This is a genomic window from Mesorhizobium sp. P3_B5, from assembly GCF_056402815.1.
This window is the reverse complement of sequence record NZ_JBFUGR010000004.1, coordinates 176,255-195,286: the sequence shown is the minus strand read 5'-3', so window position 1 is coordinate 195,286 and position 19,032 is coordinate 176,255. Positions and strand designations below refer to the sequence as shown.

Annotated in this window: 20 protein-coding genes; 13 read left to right on the top strand and 7 right to left on the bottom strand. The window is 63.1% G+C overall.

Going from position 1 to position 19,032, the window contains the following annotated elements; genetic code table 11:
- The first annotated feature begins 8 nt into the window (after positions 1 to 8).
- Entirely contained in the window at positions 9 to 467 is a 459-nt protein-coding gene (locus AC1DVW_RS13085) for a carboxymuconolactone decarboxylase family protein (protein WP_477244501.1), read from the top strand.
- A gap of 44 nt (positions 468 to 511) precedes the next feature.
- On the opposite strand, the gene AC1DVW_RS13080 is transcribed toward AC1DVW_RS13085, so the two are convergent.
- The gene (locus AC1DVW_RS13080) at positions 512 to 1,234 is read right to left on the bottom strand and encodes an SDR family oxidoreductase (protein WP_477275069.1); all 723 of its coding nucleotides are present in this window, start codon (positions 1,232 to 1,234) and stop codon (positions 512 to 514) included.
- On the bottom strand, positions 1,231 to 2,070 hold the full coding sequence (locus AC1DVW_RS13075) for an SDR family NAD(P)-dependent oxidoreductase (RefSeq protein ID WP_477323574.1): 840 nt from the start codon (positions 2,068 to 2,070) through the stop codon (positions 1,231 to 1,233). The genes AC1DVW_RS13080 and AC1DVW_RS13075 overlap by 4 nt, the downstream gene beginning before the upstream one ends.
- 99 nt (positions 2,071 to 2,169) lie before the next feature.
- Here AC1DVW_RS13075 and AC1DVW_RS13070 point away from each other — a divergent pair, with 99 nt between their 5' ends.
- The gene (locus AC1DVW_RS13070) at positions 2,170 to 3,042 is read left to right on the top strand and encodes a helix-turn-helix transcriptional regulator (protein WP_477323572.1); all 873 of its coding nucleotides are present in this window, start codon (positions 2,170 to 2,172) and stop codon (positions 3,040 to 3,042) included.
- 4 nt (positions 3,043 to 3,046) lie between these two features.
- On the opposite strand, the gene AC1DVW_RS13065 is transcribed toward AC1DVW_RS13070, so the two are convergent.
- Positions 3,047 to 3,676: a TetR family transcriptional regulator C-terminal domain-containing protein gene (locus AC1DVW_RS13065; RefSeq protein ID WP_477323570.1), complete on the bottom strand. Its 630-nt coding sequence runs from the start codon at positions 3,674 to 3,676 to the stop codon at positions 3,047 to 3,049.
- 239 nt (positions 3,677 to 3,915) lie between these two features.
- Here AC1DVW_RS13065 and aptA point away from each other — a divergent pair, with 239 nt between their 5' ends.
- From aptA to AC1DVW_RS13040, 5 genes are all read left to right on the top strand, one after another.
- Entirely contained in the window at positions 3,916 to 5,244 is a 1,329-nt protein-coding gene (gene aptA / locus AC1DVW_RS13060; protein ID WP_477244509.1) for an omega-aminotransferase AptA, read from the top strand.
- 69 nt (positions 5,245 to 5,313) lie between these two features.
- Positions 5,314 to 6,564: a Zn-dependent hydrolase gene (locus tag AC1DVW_RS13055; protein ID WP_477244511.1), complete on the top strand. Its 1,251-nt coding sequence runs from the start codon at positions 5,314 to 5,316 to the stop codon at positions 6,562 to 6,564.
- A gap of 63 nt (positions 6,565 to 6,627) precedes the next feature.
- Complete coding sequence (gene hydA, locus AC1DVW_RS13050) at positions 6,628 to 8,079, top strand: dihydropyrimidinase (RefSeq protein ID WP_477323569.1); 1,452 nt, start codon at positions 6,628 to 6,630, stop codon at positions 8,077 to 8,079.
- Positions 8,080 to 8,081: 2 nt separating this feature from the next.
- On the top strand, positions 8,082 to 8,453 hold the full coding sequence (locus AC1DVW_RS13045; RefSeq protein WP_477323567.1) for a hypothetical protein: 372 nt from the start codon (positions 8,082 to 8,084) through the stop codon (positions 8,451 to 8,453).
- A complete protein-coding gene (locus tag AC1DVW_RS13040) occupies positions 8,444 to 8,854 on the top strand; it encodes a hypothetical protein (RefSeq protein WP_477323565.1) in 411 nt (136 codons plus the stop codon). Before AC1DVW_RS13045 ends, AC1DVW_RS13040 begins: the two co-directional genes overlap by 10 nt.
- A 23-nt stretch (positions 8,855 to 8,877) precedes the next feature.
- Here AC1DVW_RS13040 and AC1DVW_RS13035 read toward each other — a convergent pair whose 3' ends face one another.
- A complete protein-coding gene (locus tag AC1DVW_RS13035; protein WP_477275051.1) occupies positions 8,878 to 9,282 on the bottom strand; it encodes a cupin domain-containing protein in 405 nt (134 codons plus the stop codon).
- A 116-nt stretch (positions 9,283 to 9,398) separates the two neighbouring features.
- Between AC1DVW_RS13035 and AC1DVW_RS13030 the strand changes: the two genes are divergently transcribed.
- The 4 genes from AC1DVW_RS13030 to AC1DVW_RS13015 all read left to right on the top strand — a co-directional run bounded on the left by AC1DVW_RS13030 (position 9,399) and on the right by AC1DVW_RS13015 (position 13,566).
- On the top strand, positions 9,399 to 10,190 hold the full coding sequence (locus AC1DVW_RS13030; RefSeq protein ID WP_477323563.1) for an ABC transporter ATP-binding protein: 792 nt from the start codon (positions 9,399 to 9,401) through the stop codon (positions 10,188 to 10,190).
- Between the two features lie 334 nt (positions 10,191 to 10,524).
- Complete coding sequence (locus AC1DVW_RS13025) at positions 10,525 to 11,403, top strand: ABC transporter permease (RefSeq protein ID WP_477323561.1); 879 nt, start codon at positions 10,525 to 10,527, stop codon at positions 11,401 to 11,403.
- Positions 11,400 to 12,554: an ABC transporter permease gene (locus AC1DVW_RS13020; RefSeq protein WP_477323560.1), complete on the top strand. Its 1,155-nt coding sequence runs from the start codon at positions 11,400 to 11,402 to the stop codon at positions 12,552 to 12,554. Before AC1DVW_RS13025 ends, AC1DVW_RS13020 begins: the two co-directional genes overlap by 4 nt.
- A gap of 40 nt (positions 12,555 to 12,594) precedes the next feature.
- The gene (locus AC1DVW_RS13015; protein ID WP_477323558.1) at positions 12,595 to 13,566 is read left to right on the top strand and encodes an ABC transporter substrate-binding protein; all 972 of its coding nucleotides are present in this window, start codon (positions 12,595 to 12,597) and stop codon (positions 13,564 to 13,566) included.
- 124 nt (positions 13,567 to 13,690) lie between these two features.
- Here the strand turns inward: AC1DVW_RS13015 and AC1DVW_RS13010 are convergent, their stop codons facing one another.
- Positions 13,691 to 14,149 carry an Lrp/AsnC family transcriptional regulator gene (locus AC1DVW_RS13010; RefSeq protein WP_477323556.1) on the bottom strand — a complete coding sequence of 153 codons (459 nt, stop codon included), beginning with the start codon at positions 14,147 to 14,149 and terminating at the stop codon, positions 13,691 to 13,693.
- A gap of 123 nt (positions 14,150 to 14,272) precedes the next feature.
- On the opposite strand from AC1DVW_RS13010, the gene AC1DVW_RS13005 reads away from it, so the two are divergent.
- Both AC1DVW_RS13005 and AC1DVW_RS13000 read left to right on the top strand, forming a co-directional pair.
- Positions 14,273 to 15,556 carry a cystathionine gamma-synthase family protein gene (locus AC1DVW_RS13005; protein WP_477323554.1) on the top strand — a complete coding sequence of 428 codons (1,284 nt, stop codon included), beginning with the start codon at positions 14,273 to 14,275 and terminating at the stop codon, positions 15,554 to 15,556.
- Between the two features lie 163 nt (positions 15,557 to 15,719).
- Entirely contained in the window at positions 15,720 to 16,160 is a 441-nt protein-coding gene (locus AC1DVW_RS13000; protein WP_477275044.1) for a CHRD domain-containing protein, read from the top strand.
- Positions 16,161 to 16,209: 49 nt separating this feature from the next.
- On the opposite strand, the gene AC1DVW_RS12995 is transcribed toward AC1DVW_RS13000, so the two are convergent.
- Positions 16,210 to 17,859 carry a thiamine pyrophosphate-binding protein gene (locus tag AC1DVW_RS12995; protein WP_477323552.1) on the bottom strand — a complete coding sequence of 550 codons (1,650 nt, stop codon included), beginning with the start codon at positions 17,857 to 17,859 and terminating at the stop codon, positions 16,210 to 16,212.
- Positions 17,856 to 19,031 carry a CaiB/BaiF CoA transferase family protein gene (locus tag AC1DVW_RS12990; protein WP_477323550.1) on the bottom strand — a complete coding sequence of 392 codons (1,176 nt, stop codon included), beginning with the start codon at positions 19,029 to 19,031 and terminating at the stop codon, positions 17,856 to 17,858. The genes AC1DVW_RS12995 and AC1DVW_RS12990 overlap by 4 nt, the downstream gene beginning before the upstream one ends.
- Position 19,032 lies beyond the last annotated feature (1 nt).

The following is a 19,032-nucleotide window of genomic DNA, read 5'->3' as shown; positions in this document are numbered from 1 at the left end:
GAAAGACGATGAAACAGAGACTGCAATTCTTTGCCAAGGCGCCGGAAATCATGAAGGCGGTATCGGCGCTCAACAAGGCGGTGGACGAATGCGGGCTCGAGGCGGGCCTGCTGCACCTGATCAAGCTCAGGGCGTCGCAGATCAATGGCTGCTCCTATTGCGTCGAGATGCACAGCCGCGAGGCGCGTCGCGACGGCGAGACCGAGCAGCGGCTCTATCTCGTCTCGGCCTGGAAGGAATCGCCGCTGTTTTCCGAGCGCGAGCGCGCCGCCTTCGCCTGGACCGAGGCGGTGACGTTGATCGCCGGCAACGGTGTGCCGGACGCGCTCTATGCCAGCACGCTCGAGCATTTCTCCGAGGAGGAACTGGTCAAGCTGTCGGTCGCGCTCGGCATGATCAACATTTGGAACCGGCTGTGCATCCCGTTCCACGCCATCCATCCGATGCCGGCTGCCAAGGCCGCCTGATTGTTCAACATTGGCGGCGGCCTCCGGGCAGCCGCCAATGTCCATCACGCCGCAAATCGCAGGCCGCCGTCGCAGGTCAGCACCTGGCCGGTGACGAAACCATTTGAGACCAGGAAGGCGATGGCATCGGCGACGTCCTCGGCGCGGCCGACGCGGCCGACCGGGGTCTTGCCGGCATAGTCGCGGAACACCGACTGCCGCTGCTCTTCGGGAAGGAAATCCCACCATGGCGTGTCGATGACGCCGGGCGCGACGACATTGACGCGCAGCGGTTTGAGCTCCACCGCAAGGATCGGCACCACGGTCAACAGCATGCCGTTGACGGCGGCAATGCCGGCGACTCCGGGCGCCGACAGTTGTGCCGATACCGCCGAAATGAAGGTCACCGAGCCGCCCTTTTTCAAGGTCGGCAAAGCGGCCTGCAGGCAGGACAGCTGCGGCCGGACTTTCTCGTCGACGCCGCCGCCGATGTCGGCGAGGTCGAGGCTTGCGAATGGACCAAGCCCCTTGCCGCCGCTCGCCGCCAGAACGAGATTATCGAAGGGGCCGAGGCCATCGAAGAATCGACGCACCTCGTCCGGCTTCGCGGCGTCGAAGGCAGTCTTCTCGGCAGCGCCGCCAAGGCTCTTCCAGGCGCTGGTGAGCTTGTCCTGGTTGCGGCCGGTGATGGTCACCTTCATCTCAGGGCCAAGCAGTTTTCGCGCGGTCGCCAGGCCGATGCCGGATGAGCCGCCGACGATGACGGTGTGCTGGATTGTCTTGGTCATGAATGCTGTTCCTTCGATGCAGGGGAGGCAAGGCCGACCAGGTCCAGGCTCAAATCGCGCAATTGCTGTCTGGCCTTGGCGTCGTAGGCTTGCGCATCGGCGCGGGATTCCTTCAGGCCGTCGAAATAGAGGCCGCTGCGCCCTTCGAGCGCTGATGAGGTGGCAAGGTTGAGGATGGCGTCGGCGCCGGTCTCGACCGAACTCCATGGCGTGACGCCGGCCTGGCGGACCATGGTGGTGTTCATGTAGCTGGCCGGGTGCAAAGCGTTGACGGTAACGCCGGTGCCTTTCAGCTGCTCGGCCAGGTCGATGGTGAACAGGATCTGCGCCAGCTTGCTCTGGCAGTAGGCTCGCACGCCATCATAGGAGCGGGTCAGCATGACATCGCCGAAATCGATCGCCTGCTGGCCGGCAGAAGCGACGTTGATGATGCGCGAAGGCGCGCTGGACCTGAGCAACGGCAGAAGCTCCGTGGTCAGCAGGAAGCCGGCGATATAATTGACGGCAAAGCGCAGCTCGTAGCCGTCGGCGCTGACCTGTCGCTTGGCGCCGGCGGTGCCGATGCCGGCATTGTTGATGAGGATGTCGAGCCGACTGGTTTTCCCGCGCACGGCCTCGGTGAGGCGGCGCACTTCGGCCAACGAAGAAAGATCGGTGGCGAGGAACTCGGCCTTGCCGCCGGCGGCTTCGATTTCGGCGACGACTGCCTGGCCGCGCGTCGCATCACGGCCGTGCACGAGGACGTGGGCGCCGCCGGCGCCGAGCCTTTGCGCGACGACGCGGCCGACGCCGTCGGTCGATCCGGTGATGAGGATTGTCTTGTCTTTCAGGTCCATGCTCTGAGCCTCCATCGCTCCGAGCATGAAGATGGAGCGCTCGGCGCGTCGCAAACAGTTCAAACTTTATCCTGGTATCAATACTGCTATAATAGGCTCATGGAGTCCCCGTCGCATTCCGCCGAAGACAGTCGCCGGCGCGAGCTTGGCGCCTTCCTGCGCTCGCGCCGCGAAAGGCTGACGCCGTCGGCCACCGGCATTGCGACCGGCATGCGGCGGCGCACGCCAGGGCTGCGGCGCGAAGAAGTGGCGATGATCGCCGGCGTCGGCACCACCTGGTACACTTGGCTGGAGCAAGGGCGTGAGGTCCGGCCGTCGGTGGAGGTGCTGGCGGCGCTCAGCGAGGCGCTGCGCCTGGACGCGGCCGAGAAGCGGCATCTGTTCATTCTCGCCGGCCGTCAGTTGCCGGAGCGTCGCACTGTTGCGCCGGAAAAGGTCGACGGTCCGTTACTGCATATGCTGCAAAGCCTGGTGCTGCAGCCGGCCTATGTCGTGGGACGGCGCTGGGATGTGCTGGCCTGGAATCCGGCGGCTGTAGCGGTGTTCGGCGACTATGGCCTGCTGGAGGGCGACGCCCGCAACATCGTCCACATGGTGTTCACCAATCCGCACCACCGGCGCCTGCTGGTCGACTGGGAGCAGCTGGCGCGCACCGTGCTGGCCTCGTTCCGGGCGGAAAGCGCCCGCTATGTCGGCGATGCGGATTTCGAACGGCTGATCGCGTTGATGACGCGCTCGAGCCCGGAGTTCCGCGACTGGTGGCCGCAACGCGACGTGGCGCGCCGATTGTCGGGGGTGAAGCATGTCCGGCATCCGAGCGCGGGCGCCATGACCTTCGAACATATGAGCCTGTCGATCGACGACGGCTCGGACATGAAGCTGATCGTCTACACGCCGCTCGCCGAGCAGAACTCGATCGCCAAGCTGCAGGCATTGGTGGACGCGCTGCCCGTCGAGCGGCGCAGCGCCTGAACTGTCAGCCCTTCGGCTTCAGCCCGTCGATGAACAACTGTTCGAGAAACCTCGCGGCATCCTCGAAGCGGCCGTCGCCGCCGCGGTCGGCGCCGAGCACGGCGCGGACCTGGACGTCGAAATCGGCATAATGCTGGGTCGTTGCCCAGATCGAGAAGATCAGGTGCCAGGGATCGGTCTTGGCGATCTTGCCAGCGCGCATCCAGCCCTTGATCACTCCAGCCTTCTCGTCGACCAGCGTCTTTAGTTCGCCTTCCAGCAGCGGCATGATGCGCGGCGCGCCTTGCAGGATCTCGTTGGCGAACAGCCGGCTTTCCCTGGGAAAATCGCGCGCCATTTCGAGCTTGCGCCTTATGTAGCTGCGCAGTTCGGTCAGCGGATCCCCGATGTCGTCCAATTCGCGCAGCGGCGCCAGCCAGGTCGCGAGCAACCGCTCCATCAGCGTTTCGTGGATGTCTTCCTTGCGGCGGAAATAATAAAGCAGGTTTGGCTTCGACATGCCGGCGGCCTCGGCGATCTGGTCGATGGTGGAGCCGCGAAAGCCATTGGTGGAGAAGACCTCGAGCGCCGCCTCTAGGATAAGCTCGCGCTTTTCCTGCTGGATGCGGGTGCGGCGCGGGGCGGGGACTTCCATATCGGTGCTCACCCCGGCAGCCCTTGGCTTGGAGGGTCATCTGGACCAATTCTCTGGACCAGTTTTTCTCTGACCTGTGGAGCGCACTTCAGATGCCGCATTTCCGCTAGTAATCCCTTGACCGCCGACAGGGCGGTGCTAACGTTTGTCCAATCGGTCAAAAATTTGCGTAGCACGAAATCGCAACAAAGACCAAGCGTTGGCCGCAGCGAAACAGGTTACAAGGGGAAGTCTTGGTCATGTCCAACCGGCTGAAAGTCACGCCGAACGATCTCAGCGCATTCTGGATGCCGTTCACGGCAAACCGGCAGTTCAAGCAGGCACCACGCATGATGGTGTCCGCCAAGGACATGCATTACACGACCAGCGACGGTCGCAAGGTGCTGGACGGCACAGCGGGTCTCTGGTGCGTCAATGCCGGCCACTGCCGGCCGAAGATCACCGAGGCGATCCAGCACCAGGCGGCCGAGCTCGACTATGCGCCGGCCTTCCAGATGGGCCATCCGATCGTGTTCGAACTGGCCAATCGGCTGGTCGACATCGCGCCTAAGGGCATGGACCATGTCTTCTTCACCAATTCCGGATCGGAATCGGTCGACACCGCGCTGAAGATGGCAATCGCCTATCATCGCGCCAAGGGCGAAGGCGCGCGCACGCGCCTGATCGGTCGCGAACGCGGCTATCACGGCGTCAATTTCGGCGGCATTTCGGTCGGCGGCATCGTCAGCAACCGCAAGATGTTCGGCACGCTGCTCGGCGGCGTCGACCATATGCCGCACACGCATCTGCCGGAGAAAAACTCATTCACCAAGGGCGTGCCCGAACATGGCGCGGAGCTGGCCAACGAGCTCGAGCGCATCGTCGCGCTGCATGACGCCTCGACCATCGCGGCCGTCATCGTCGAGCCGGTCGCCGGCTCCACTGGTGTCATCCTGCCGCCGAAGGGTTATCTGCAGAAGCTGCGCGAAATCTGCACCAAGCATGGCATTTTGCTGATCTTCGATGAGGTCATCACCGGTTTCGGCCGCCTCGGCACGCCGTTCGCCGCCGACTATTTCGGTGTCACGCCCGACATCATGACCACCGCCAAGGGCGTTTCCAACGGCGTCATCCCGATGGGCGCGGTGTTCGTCAAGAAGGAGATCCACGACGCCTTCATGACCGGCCCCGAGCACATGATCGAGTTCTTCCACGGTTACACCTATTCGGGCAATCCGATCGCCTGCGCGGCGGCGCTCGGCACGCTCGATACCTACAAGGAAGAGGGCTTGCTGACCCGCGGCGAGGAACTGGCGCCCTATTGGGAGGACGCGCTGCATTCGCTGAAGGGCGAGCCGAACGTCATCGACATCAGGAACATCGGCCTGATCGGGGCGATCGAGCTAGCGCCGATTGCCGGGCAACCGACGAAGCGGGCCTTCTCGGCCTTCGTCAAGGCGTTCGAGCGCGGTGCACTGATCCGCACCACCGGCGACATCATCGCGCTGTCGCCGCCGCTGATCATCACCAAGGGCCAGATCAACGAACTGATCGACCATGTGCGTGAAGTGCTGCGAGCGGTCGACTAAAACTTGACCGGGCAAAGGGCGGCGTCGGGAACCGCCGCCTTTTGCGTGAATGAAATGAGAGGATCTTGAATGGCCGCACCCGGCGAGAATCTGCGAATCAATTCAGACCGTTTGTGGGATTCCATCATGGAGATGGCGAAGATCGGCCCCGGCGTTGCCGGCGGCAACAATCGCCAGACCGTGACCGACGAGGACGGCGAGGGGCGGCATCTGTTCAAGCGCTGGTGCGAAGCAGCGGGGCTCGAAATGGGCCTCGACGAGATGGGCACGATGTTTGCCCGCAGGGAAGGCACCGACCCCAGCCTGCCGCCGGTCTATGTCGGCAGCCATCTCGACACGCAGCCGACCGGTGGCAAGTATGACGGTGTGCTCGGCGTGCTGGGCGGGCTGGAAGTGGTGCGCTCGCTCAACGATCTAGGCATCAAGACGAAACATCCGATCGTCGTCACCAACTGGACGAATGAGGAAGGCTCGCGCTTTGCCCCGGCGATGATGGCGTCCGGCGTTTTCGCCGGCGTGCTCGACCAAGCCGACGTCTACCAACATGTCGACAAGCAGGGCAAGAAATTCGGCGAGGAGCTGGAGCGCATCGGCTGGAAAGGCACCGAGAAGGTCGGCGATCGCAAGATCCACGCCTTCTTCGAGCTGCATATCGAGCAAGGGCCGATCCTCGAGGACGAAGGCATCGACATCGGCGTCGTCACCCACGGCCAGGGGCTGAAATGGCTGCAGGTGACGCTGACCGGCAAGGAGGCGCATACTGGCTCGACGCCGATGCCCAAGCGCCGCAATGCAGGGCTTGGCATGGCGCGGGTGATCGAGCTGGTGCACGAGATCGCCATGGACTACCAGCCCGACGCCGTTGGTGCGGTCGGCCACATGGAAGTCTTTCCGAACTCGCGCAACATCATCGCCGGCCGCACCGTCTTCACCGTCGACATACGCTCGCCGGAAAAGGAAGTGCTGGACGCCATGGATGGCCGCATCCGCGAGGGCATCGACACGATCTGCGAGGCGCTCGACATCCTGTACAAGATCGAACAGGTCGGCCATTTCGACCCGGTCACCTTCGATGCTGGCTGCGTCAAGGCGATCCGCGATGCCGCCGACCGGCTTGGCTATTCCCACCGCAACATCGTCTCCGGCGCCGGCCACGACGCCTGCTGGATCAATCGCGTTGCGCCCACGGCCATGGTGATGTGCCCCTGCGTCGACGGTCTCAGCCACAACGAGGCCGAGGACATCTCCAAGGAATGGGCGTCGGCCGGTGCCGACGTGCTGTTCCATGCGGTGGTGGAGACGGCCATCATCGTGGAGTGAGCTAGAAATCTGGATTCCAACGCCGCTCGCAAAGAAGCGCGAAGAGAACAGGGGAACAAGAAAATGTCGAAAGTCATCAAGAACGGCACCGTCGTTACCGCCGACCGCACCTGGAAGGCGGACGTGCTGTTCAAGCACGGCAAGATCATCGCCATCGGACCGGACCTGCATGGCGACCATGAGTTCGACGCCACCGGCTGCTACGTCATGCCCGGCGGCATCGATCCGCACACCCATCTCGAAATGCCGTTCATGGGCACCTATTCTGCCGACGATTTCGAATCCGGCACCCGCGCGGCCCTTGCCGGCGGCACGACGATGGTGGTCGATTTCTGCCTGCCGTCGCCGCAGCAATCGCTGCTCGAAGCCTTGCAGATGTGGGACAACAAGACCTCGAAGGCTGCCTGCGATTATTCCTTCCACATGGCGATCACCTGGTGGGGCAAGCAGGTGTTCGACGAGATGGCGACCGTCGTCGACAAAGGCATCACCTCGTTCAAGCATTTCATGGCCTACAAGGGCGCGCTGATGGTCGACGACGACGAGATGTACGCGTCGTTCCAGCGCTGTGCCGACCTCGGCGCGCTGCCGCTGGTGCATGCCGAGAATGGCGACGTGGTCGCCGCTCTGTCGCAAAAGCTCTTGGCCGCGGGCAACAATGGGCCGGAGGGACACGCCTATTCGCGGCCGCCGGAAGTGGAAGGCGAGGCGGCCAATCGTGCCATCATGATCGCCGACATGGCCGGCGTGCCGCTCTATATCGTGCATGTCTCCTGCGAGCAGGCGCATGAAGCCATTCGCCGGGCGCGCCAGAAAGGCATGCGTGTCTTCGGCGAGCCGCTGATCCAGCATCTGACGCTCGACGAGAGCGAGTATTTCAACAAGGACTGGGACCATGCGGCACGCCGCGTGATGAGCCCGCCCTTCCGCAACAAATCGCACCAGGATTCGCTGTGGGCCGGCCTGCAGGCGGGGTCGCTGCAAGTGGTGGCGACCGACCATTGCGCTTTCACCACCAAGCAGAAACGCAACGGCGTCGGCGACTTCACCAAGATCCCGAACGGCACCGGCGGGCTCGAGGACCGCATGCCGGTGCTGTGGACGACGGGTGTCAACACCGGCCGGCTGACGATGAACGAGTTCGTCGCGGTGACCTCGACCAACATCGCCAAGATCCTCAACATGTATCCGAAGAAGGGCGCCATCGTCGAAGGCGCGGACGCCGACCTCGTCGTCTGGGACCCCAAGCGCAAGAAGAAGATTTCGGCCAAGAAGCAGCAGTCGGTGATCGACTACAACGTCTTCGAGGGTTTCGAGGTGACCGGCCTGCCGCGCTTTGTGTTCTCGCGGGGCGAACTGTCGATCCAGGAGGCCGAGGTCAAGGCCAAGCCCGGCCATGGCGAGTTCGTTGCCCGTGAGCCGAATGCAGCGGTCAACCGGGCGCTGTCGACCTGGAAGGAAATTTCCGCGCCGCGCAAGGTCGAGCGTACAGGCATTCCGGCGACCGGGGTTTGAGCTTGGCCAGCAAGGCGGCGCTCATCTCACTGGTGGTAGCAACCATGGCCGCCAGTCCGGCAAGTGCGGCTGGCGTGCTGGCTGGCTCCTGGGGCAACGATGTTGGCTGTGCCGGCGTCAAAGCCGGTTATCAGGACAGCGACGCCTATATCGTTCTGACCGCCGAAGGCATCGAAACCTATGGCAGCGGTTGCCGGTTCGAGCAGCAATTGACGTCGGTGCCGGGCGCCCAATCGCTTGATGCAACCTGTTCCGCGGAGGGCGAGGCGGGGACGACGGCCGAAACAATTGTGGTCACCAATAGGGGTGAGGACGGCTTCTTCGTCACCATTCCCGGCCTTGAAGAAATGGGGCCATTGCAATCATGTTTGTGAATTTGGGCACCAGGGGGATGAGCTTGCGCGGTTTTGGTCTGTCCATTTCGATGATTGTCGTGCTGGCGGCGGGCTCGGCTTCGGCGGCGGCGATCGACCTGTCCAAGCCCTATGGCAACAAGTCCGGCTGCATCAACAAGAACGGCCAGGAAGTCTACGCCGAGGATATGCTGCTGCTCACCGACACCGATTTGATCACCGCGGCCAGCGCCTGCACCTTTAGCGACAAGCAGGCGAAACCTGATGGCTCGCTTACCATCAAGGCGCAGTGCGAAGCGGAAGGCGAAGACGGCCAGTCGCCAACCGAGTTTACCGTCAAACGCAGCCCGAAGAACGCCAAGAAACTGGTGATCACCGATGCGGACGGCAATGTCATGGGGGAAGTGTCCCGATGCCGGTGACGGCTTCTGCCCCGGCGCCGGCCTCACGCGACCAGCGCATCCAGCTCCGGCAGCAGGACGACGCTTTCCTGTTCGTTGGGATCGGTGCGGGCAATGACGGCCGAGGACGGGGCGTTGCTCAGATTGGCCGGCAGATGCGGTACGCCGGCGGGAATGTAGAAGAGGTCGCCGGCCTTGACGATGATGTGGTTCTCGAGCCGATCGCCATACCAGGTATGGACTTCGCCGGAGAGCACGTAGATCGCGGTTTCATGGTTCTCATGCAGATGCGCCTTGGCGCGGGCGCCGGGCGGCATGGTGAGCACATGCATGCAGATGCCGGAGGAGCCGACCGACTCCGTGGCGATGCCGGCGAAATAGGTCAATCCCTGCTTACCTTGGTAAGTGCTTTCAGGGCGGATAAGATGACAGGTGGGTTTGGGCGACATCGGGGTAACTCCGGGCGTCTATCTGATGGGGCAAGGCGAGTGGAAAGCAACACCGGGGCAAAATCAATCGGATTTCAGTCTGCGCCGCAGCGGCGGGAAACGGCAGGCTGCAGCCGATGACAGGGACTTCGCCAGCCGTCGTTTCGGCAAGCAAACTCGGCCTGACCTTCCAGACCAATGACGGTCCGGTGCAGGCGCTGTCCAATGTTGACCTGACCATCGGCAAGGGTGAATTCGTCTCCTTCATCGGTCCGTCCGGCTGCGGCAAGACCACCTTGCTGCGCGTCATCGCCGACCTGGAGAAACCGACCTCGGGAACGATCTCGGTCAACGGCATGACGCCCGAGCAGGCGCGTGAAAAACGCGCCTACGGCTATGTCTTCCAGGCTGCCGCCCTTTTCCCGTGGCGCACGATCGAGCGCAATGTGGCGCTGCCGCTGGAAATCATCGGCCTCACCAAGAGCGAGCAGGCGGAGCGCATCAAGCGCACGCTCGACCTCGTCAACCTCTCAGGCTTCGAGAAGAAGTATCCCTGGCAGCTTTCCGGCGGCATGCAGCAGCGCGCCTCGATCGCCCGGGCGCTCGCCTTCGATGCCGACCTCTTGCTGATGGACGAGCCGTTCGGCGCGCTTGACGAGATCGTGCGCGACCATCTCAACGAACAGTTGCTGGAACTTTGGGAGCGGACCAACAAGACCATCTGTTTCGTCACCCATTCCATTCCCGAGGCGGTCTATCTGTCGACACGCATCGTCGTCATGTCGCCGCGGCCGGGCCGGGTCAGCGACATCATCGAATCGACGCTGCCGAAGAAGCGGCCGCTCGACATCCGCGAGACGCCGGAGTTTTTGGCGATCGCAGCGCGCGTGCGCGACGGGCTGCGGGCAGGGCATAGCTACGATGATTGAGGGGATGCAGACCGGGCTTCTGCCTCCGCCTCACGAGGGAGCGGCCAACCATGCCTTCGTCATCCTAGGGCGAAGCAAGGAGCGAAGCGACGCGGCGCAGACCCTAGGATCCATGCCGTTACCTTCGCGCCCCGCAACGGTGCAGAATACACCACCTTCCGCGACGTCGTGCTTGCTGGGTATTCTCAACCGTTTTGACCCTTCGGCCAACGTCACGGCATGGATCCTAGGGTCTGCGCAGGCCGCTTCGCGCCTGCTTCGCCCTAGGATGACGAAGGCGTGGTGGGCCGCCCGCGTTGCGTGGGGCGGGCACCTTGCCGGCGAGGCCCGCTAGATGGACACCTTCCGCGACAAGCTCATCCCCGTGATCTCGATCCTCTTGGGCGTGGTCGTGCTCTGGTACGTCATGGCCGTCATCCTCAACGCACCGTTCCAGCGCGATCTGGACCGACGTGCCAATGAGACCTCCACCTTCAGCGAACTCATCGGCAAGACCCTGACGCAGCCGAAGCCGACGCTGCCGGCTCCGCACCAGGTGGCGGTGAGCTTTTTCGAGAACACGTTTCTGCGGCCCATCACCTCGAACCGCAGTCTTGTCTACAATGCCTGGGTGACGCTGTCGTCGACGCTGCTGGGCTTCGCTTTCGGCACCGCGCTCGGCATCATCATTGCGGTGGGCATCGTGCATGTGGCGACGCTCGATCGCAGCCTGATGCCGTGGATCATCGCCTCGCAGACCATTCCCATCCTGGCGGTGGCGCCGATGATCATCGTCGTGCTGGGGGCGATCGGCATTAGCGGGCTGATCCCGAAGGCGCTGATCTCGACCTATCTGTCGTTCTTCCCAGTGGCCGTCGGCATGGTGAAGGGGCTGCGCTCGCCCGAGATCATGCATCTCGACCTGATGCACACCTACAATGCCAGCGGTTCGCAGACCTTCTGGAAATTGCGGGCGCCGGCTTCGGTGCCGTTCCTGTTCACCTCGATGAAGGTGGCTGTGGCGGCGAGCCTGGTCGGCGCCATTGTCGGCGAACTGCCGACGGGTGCTGTCGCCGGCATTGGCGCCAAGCTGCTGGCCGGCGCCTATTACAGCCAATCCATCGATATCTGGTCGACGCTGGTTGCCGGTTCGGTGGTGGCGGCGTTGCTGGTCATGGTGGTCGGCATTGCCGGGCGCATCGTCGACCGCGCCATGGGCGGGAGGCCGGCATGAACTGGCTGAAGCCCTCCTGGCAAGCGGTATTGGCGATTGCGTTGTGTCTGATTGCCATCGCGCTCGGCGCGATGTCGAAGCCGGAAGCGGCGGCGTTGGCGCAACCCGAGGCGTCTTTCGATTATCCCTACCTGGTGACGAAGGGCCTGATTTACGGCCTGCTTGTGATCGCAGCGTTTGTCTCGATGACCAAGCTGCCGGCCATAGTTGAAGCTCTGGTGCTGTTCGTTGGCGCGCATCTCACCGCCTGGCTGTTGATCACGGGCATAAACGGGTTCGAAGGCACGGCACTGTCGCCGTATTTCCTGGTGCTCGCCGCAGCGTGGCTTCTGGGATGGCGCTGCGTGGCGGTGTTGTCGTCCCTGCGCCCTGTCGCGAATTGGGCGAAGACGGCACTTCGCCTGATCATCCCGGCCATCTTCGGCGCTTGGATCCTGATACTCTGGGAAGCGATTACACGTGGCGCCGGCATCCCCTTCATCCTGCTGCCGCCGCCTAGCGCAATCGGCGCGCGCATCGCCGGTTCGCTGCCGGTGCTGGCCGCCGATGTCCGGCAGACGATCTTCAAGGCGGTAATTTTCGGCTATATCGTCGGCAGCGGCACAGGGTTCCTCGTGGCAATCGCTGCCGACCGCGTGCCGTTCCTGCGCCGCGGCCTGCTGCCGATCGGCAACATGGTCTCGGCGCTGCCGATCATCGGCGTGGCGCCGATCATGGTCATGTGGTTCGGCTTCGACTGGCAGTCCAAGGCGGCGGTGGTCATCATCATGACCTTCTTCCCGATGCTGGTGAACACGGTCGCCGGGCTTACCGCCTCCGGCCACATGGAGCGCGACCTGATGCGCACCTATGCATCCGGCTACTGGCAGACGTTGTTCAAGCTCAGGCTGCCGGCCGCCGCTCCTTTCATCTTCAACGCGCTGAAGATCAACTCGACGCTGGCGCTGATCGGCGCCATCGTCGCCGAGTTCTTCGGTACGCCGGTGGTCGGCATGGGATTCCGTATTTCGACCGAGGTCGGGCGGATGAACATCGACATGGTCTGGGCCGAAATCGCAGTTGCAGCACTTGCGGGTTCGGTCTTTTATGGCGTGGTCGCTCTTTTCGAGAGAGCCGTCACGTTTTGGCATCCCTCTGTCCGTGGTGGATAGGGGCGGTGGGTTTAGGGTGTTAACTTCAGAGGGTAAAAACATGAAAAAACTGATTATTCCGATGCTGGCCGGCGCAATGTCGCTTGCCGCGTTCCAGGCAATGGCCGCCGACAAGGTGACGTTGCAGCTGAAGTGGGTCACGCAGGCCCAGTTCGCCGGCTACTATGTCGCCAAGGCCAAGGGTTTTTATGAAGCCGAAGGCCTCGACGTCGACATCAAGCCGGGCGGTCCCGACATTGCGCCCGAGCAGGTGATTGCCGGTGGTGGCGCCGACGTGATCGTCGACTGGATGGGCGGCGCACTGGCCGCACGCGAAAAGGGCGTGCCGCTGGTCAACATCGCGCAGCCGTTCAAGAAGGCCGGCATGGAGCTGGTCTGCCCGAAGGACGGCCCGATCAAGACCGAAGCCGACTTCAAGGGCCACACGCTCGGCGTCTGGTTCTTCGGCAACGAATATCCGTTCTATGCCTGGATGAACAAGCTTGGCCTGAAGACCGAAGGCGGCGCCGATGGCGTCACCGTGCTGAAGCAGAGCTTTGACGTGCAGCCGCTGATCCAGAAGCAGGCGGATTGCATCTCGGTCATGACCTACAACGAGTACTGGCAGCTGATCGACGCTGGCTACAAGCCGGATCAGCTGACGGTGTTCAACTACTCGGCCATGGGCAACGATCTGCTTGAAGACGGGCTCTATGCCTCGGAAGACAAGCTCAAGGATCCGGCCTTCGAAGACAAGATGGTGCGTTTCGTGCGCGCGTCGATGAAGGGCTGGAAATACGCCGTCGACAACAGTGACGAGGCGGCAGGCATCGTCATGGACAATGGCGGCCAGGACGAGAACCACCAGAAGCGCATGATGGGCGAAGTCGCCAAGCTGGTCGACAATGCCGACGGCAAGCTCGATCCGGCGACCTACGAACGCACCGCCAAGGCGCTGCTCGACCAGAAGATCATCACCAAGGAGCCGACCGGCGCCTATACGACCGCCATCACCGACAAGGCGATCAAATAAGCCTGGTTCGCCAGTATCTGATGTTGAGAACGGTCAAGAGCGGTTCGAAAGAACCGCTCTTTTTCTTTGTTTGATGCATGTCGTTGCCCCAAAACCGCTGCACACTTTTGGGCGACATGCATTGTCAGAGGCGCCGTTCCTTTATCGTGTTCATGACGAAGCTGGTCTCGATCGAGGCGACGCATTTCAGCCGCGCGATCTTTTCCTTGATGAAGCGCTCATACTGTTCGAGGCTGCCCGTCACCACTTTCAGCACATAGTCGCGCGATCCAGTGACGAGGTGGCATTCCAGCACCTCTTCCCAGCCGCGGATCGCGTCCTCGAACATGACGATCTCGTCCTCGTTCTGGCGGCCGAGCCGAACGGTGGCGATGGCGACCATGCTCCAGCCGAAGGCGGCGGGATCGATCAACGTGGTGTAGCCTCGGATAATTCCGGTTTCCTCCAGCCGCCGCACGCGTCTCAGGCAAGGCGACGGCGACAGACCGATGCGCTCGGCAAGCTCGTTGTTGGTGATGCGCGCGTCGGCCCGCAGTTCATGCAGGATCTTGCGGTCGAAATCGTCGGCTATCTTCTGCTGCATTTTTGCGCTCTTTCAGCAATTCGTTGCGCAAATGCAGCCATGGCAGCCCGGAAATAGCAAGGACTGCGTGCCGGAGATCGCATAAATTGCCGCGCGACATCACTCGAGAAGCAGGAAAAAGCCATGCCCGCGCCACGCCCTTCGAAAACCCATATCGGCAACCACAAGCTCCACCCGGAGACGCTGATGCTGAGCTATGGCTTCGATCCGCAGCTTTCGGAGGGCGCCGTCAAGCCACCGGTGTTCCTGACCTCGACCTTCGTGTTCAAGTCGGCGGAAGAGGGACGCGACTTCTTCGACTACACGTCCGGCCGCAAGGAACCGCCGAGCGGCACGGCGTCCGGCCTGGTCTATTCGCGCTTCAACCATCCCAACTCAGAGATCGTCGAGGACCGGCTGGCGATCTATGAGGGGACGGACGCCTGCATCCTGTTTTCATCAGGCATGTCGGCGATCGCCACAACACTGCTGGCCTATGCCCGCCCTGGCGACGTCATCCTGCATTCGCAGCCTCTCTATGGCGGCACCGAGACGCTGTTGACGCGCACGCTTTCCGGCTTCGGCATCGGTGCTGTCGGCTTCGCCGATGGTGTCGACGAGACGGCGGTGCGCGCGGCTGCCGAAGCTGCCGTCGCGAAAGGCCGCGTCTCGGTCATTCTGATCGAGACGCCGTCAAATCCGACCAACAGCCTGGTCGATATCGCGCTGATGCGGAGGATCGCCGACGAGATCGGCGCCGGGCAAGGGTCGACGCCGATCATCGTCTGCGACAACACGCTCCTCGGCCCGGTGTTCCAGCGGCCCATCGAACACGGCGCCGATGTTTCGGTCTATTCGCTGACCAAATATGTCGGCGGCCATTCCGATCTGATCGCCGGCGCTGCCATGGGCAGCAAAGCGGTCACCAAGCCGATCAAGGCGCTGCGCGGTGCCATCGGCACGCAGCTCGACCCGCATTCCTGCTGGATGCTTGGCCGCTCGCTGGAGACGCTGTCGATCCGCATGGAGCGGGCGAACGACAATGCGCGCATGGTCGCCGAATTCCTGCGCGATCATGCCAAGGTCGAGAAAGTGCATTATCTGCCGTTCCTGGGCGAGGATACGCAAGCGGGCCGCGCCTATCGGGCACAGTGCACCGGCGCCGGCTCGACGTTCTCGTTCGATATACGCGGTGGCCAGAAAGCGGCTTTCGCCTTTCTCAACGGGCTGCAGATATTCAAGCTGGCGGTAAGCCTCGGCGGAACGGAATCGCTGGCCAGTCACCCGGCGGCCATGACCCATTCGGGTATTCCTTTCGACGTGCGCCAGCGCATCGGCGTGCTCGAGACCACGGTCAGACTGTCCATCGGTGTCGAGCACCCGGACGATCTGATCGCCGATCTGACGCAGGCGCTGGCGGCCGTCTGATTGTTGGCTTCGACGTATCCAAGAAGGGGCGGCTGACCGCCCCTTTTTCGTCGCTGCGGTAACATCTACGTGTGCCGGGATACATCGCGTCGTTCAGCCGTTGCAGTGAAGTATCCGCGCGCCGGGGAGCCGCGGTGGATGCGTCAACCAACGGAGGTCCTTCATGCACATTCAATCCTTGCCGGTGCTTTCGGCGTTCGCTGTTTCGACAGCCCTGCTGTTCGCATCGCCGGCCATGGCCGATATTGTGAAGTACAAGGCGACGCTCGATGGCAGCCAACAGAGCCCGCCTGTCACCACCAAGGGCAAGGGAACCGCCACATTCACCTTCGACACCGCCAAGAAGAAGCTCAGCTGGAACGTCAAATATTCCGGCCTCAGCGGGCCGGCGACGGCTGCGCATATTCACGGTCCGGCGGCGGTGGGTGCGAGCGCACCTCCCGTCATCCCGTTCAAAGGCAAGCTCAAGAGCCCGATCAAGGGTTCGGCCGAGCTGACCGACGCGCAGGCCGCCGACCTGGCGGCCGGCAACTATTACGTCAATGTCCACACCGCCGCCAACAAGGACGGCGAGATCCGCGGGCAGATCGAGGCGGCGAAGTAGCGCAAGACGAGTTGACAAAAGGGGCGGGCGACCGCCCCTTTTTGTTTCGTCAGGCCTTGTCACGAATCTGGGTCATGGTCCGTGTCGGCGTGATCGCCTCCGGGTCGAGCCGGATTTCGACGATCGCCGGCTTGCCGCTGGCGCGCGCGCGCTCGAAGGCCGGTGCGAAGTCGGCGGTCTTCTCGACCGTCTCGCCATGGCCGCCATAGGCGCGGGCCAAAGCCGCGAAGTCGGGATTCTTGAGATCCGTGGCGACGACGCGGCCGGGATATTCGCGCTCCTGGTGCATGCGGATGGTGCCGTAAATGCCGTTGTTGACGACGATGACGATGATCGGCAGGTCGTATTGCACGGCGGTGGCGAATTCCTGCCCGTTCATCAGGAAACAGCCGTCGCCGGCAAAGGCGATGACGTCGCGGTCCGGGAACAGCTCTTTGGCGGCAACCGCCGCCGGTGTGCCGTAACCCATCGAGCCTGAGGTCGGCGCGCCTTGGGTGGCGAAGCGTCGGAAGCGGTGGAAGCGATGCACCCAGGTGGCGTAGTTGCCGGCGCCATTGGTGAGGATGGCGTCGTCGGGCAGCATCTTTTCCAGGTAATTCATGATCGGCCCCATCTGGACGGAGCCGGGACCGCTTTCCGGCGGGGTCGACCAGTCGAGATAGGCGGCGTGCAGCTTTGCCGCCTCGTCCGCCCATGAAGGGGTCGCAGCAGGCTTGCGCCTGGCAAAGGCTTCGACAAAGGCGGATGGCGAGGCGTTGATCGCCAGCGTCGGCCGGTAGACGCGGCCAAGTTCGCCGGCATCGGCATGGATATGGACCAGCGTCTGATCGGGGTAGGGGCTCTTCAGCAGCGTATAGTCGGAGGAGGGCATTTCGCCCATGCGGCCGCCGATGAGCAGGACAAGGTCGGCCTGCTTGATCGCCGTCGCCAGCTTGGGGTTGATGCCGATGCCGACATCACCGGCATAGTTCGGGTGCAGATGATCGAACAGCATCTGGCGGCGGAAGGAGCAGCYGACCGGCAGCGACCAGGCCTCGGCGATCGTGCGTATTTGCGCGACGGCTTCTGCATCCCAGCGCGTGCCGCCAAGAATGACGAAGGGCCGCTTGGCCTTGCCGAGCAGCTTTTCCAGCGTGTCGAGCTCGGCCTCGCCGGGCCGGGTTTCGACGGGCGTATGCGGCAAGGCAGCGGGTGCTTCGACCAGGCTTGTCAGCATGTCTTCCGGCAGCGAGATGACCACCGGGCCGGGACGGCCTGATGTCGCCACCGCGAAGGCGCGGGTGACGAATTCGGGAATACGCGAGGCGTCGTCGATCTCGACCACCCATTTGGCGATATCGCCGAAGAAGCGCTTATAGTCGACTTCCTGAAAGGCCTCGCGTTCCTTGGCGTGGCTGGCGACCTGGCCGATGAACAGGATGACGGGAACCGAATCCTGCATGGCGATGTGAATGCCGGCCGAGGCGTTGGTGGCGCCGGGGCCGCGGGTGACGAAGCAGATGCCGGGCTTGCCGGTCAGGCGGCCATGGCAGTCAGCCATCATCGCGGCACCGCCTTCCTGGCGGCAGACGATGGTGCGGATCGCTGAATCGTGCAGCGCGTCGAGCACGGCGAGATAGGATTCGCCAGGCACGCAATAGATGCGGTCGGTGCCGTTGGCTTCGAGCGCGTCGACGATCAGTTGTCCGCCGGTCTTCATTTTTCTGATCTCTCCAGCTCAGCAAGAATCTCTTCGGTGTGTTCGCCCAGGCGCGGTGAAGGGCGCTCATAGACCAGCGGTGTGCCGGACATGACCATCGGCGCGCGCACCGAGGGCAGAAGATTGCCGTGACCGTCGTTGAGATCGAGCCGCATGCCGCGGGCGATGGTCTGCGGATCGGCAAACATCTGGCCGATATTGTTGATCGGACCGGCCGGCACGTTTGCCGCTTCCAGCTTTGCCAGCAGTGGGTCGCGATCCCAAATCTTCAGGGCCTCGATCATGCGTTCGCGCAGTTTTGCCCGGTTGGCGACGCGGGCCGCATTGGTGGCAAAATCGGGGTTTGCCGGCAGGTCGTCGAGCCCGACGGCGGCGCAGAATTTGGCGAACTGGCCGTCATTGCCGACCGCCAGGATGATGTGGCCGTCCTTGACCGGCACCACTTCGTAGGGCGCGATGTTCATATGCGCGTTGCCCATCTGCACCGGAGATTTGCCGGAGACCAGATAGTTGAGGTTCTGGTTGCCGAGCGCCGAGATCTGGGTGTCGAACAGCGCCATGTCGATGTGCTGGCCTTCGCCGGTCTTCTCGGCATGGCGAAGGGCTGCCTGGATGGCGATGACCGAGTAGAGGCCGGTAAAAATGTCCGAGATGGCGACGCCGGCCTTTTGCGGCTCACGGCCGGCCTCGCCGGTGATCGACATCATGCCGGCCATGGCCTGGATGATGAAATCATAGCCGGCGCGGGGCGCGTACGGCCCGTCCTGGCCGAAGCCGGTGATCGAGCAATAGACGAGGCGCGGGTTGATCTTGCGCAGGCTGTCATGGTCGAGCCCGTATTTCTTCAGGCCGCCGAGCTTGAAGTTCTCGATCAGCACGTCTGCGGTCGCCACCAGCCGGCGTACGGTCTCGGCTCCCTCCGGCGTCGAGAAATCGACAGCGATGGAGCGCTTGCCGCGATTGCAGGAATGATAGTAGGCGGCCGACAGGTTCTCGCCGTCATGGCTCATGACGAACGGCGGACCCCATTTGCGGGTGTCGTCGCCGCCGTCCGGGCTCTCGACCTTGATAACGTCGGCGCCGAGATCGGCAAGCAACTGTCCCGCCCATGGCCCGGCAAGGATGCGGGCCAGTTCAATGACGCGGATGCCTTTCAGCGGAGGCTCAGTCATG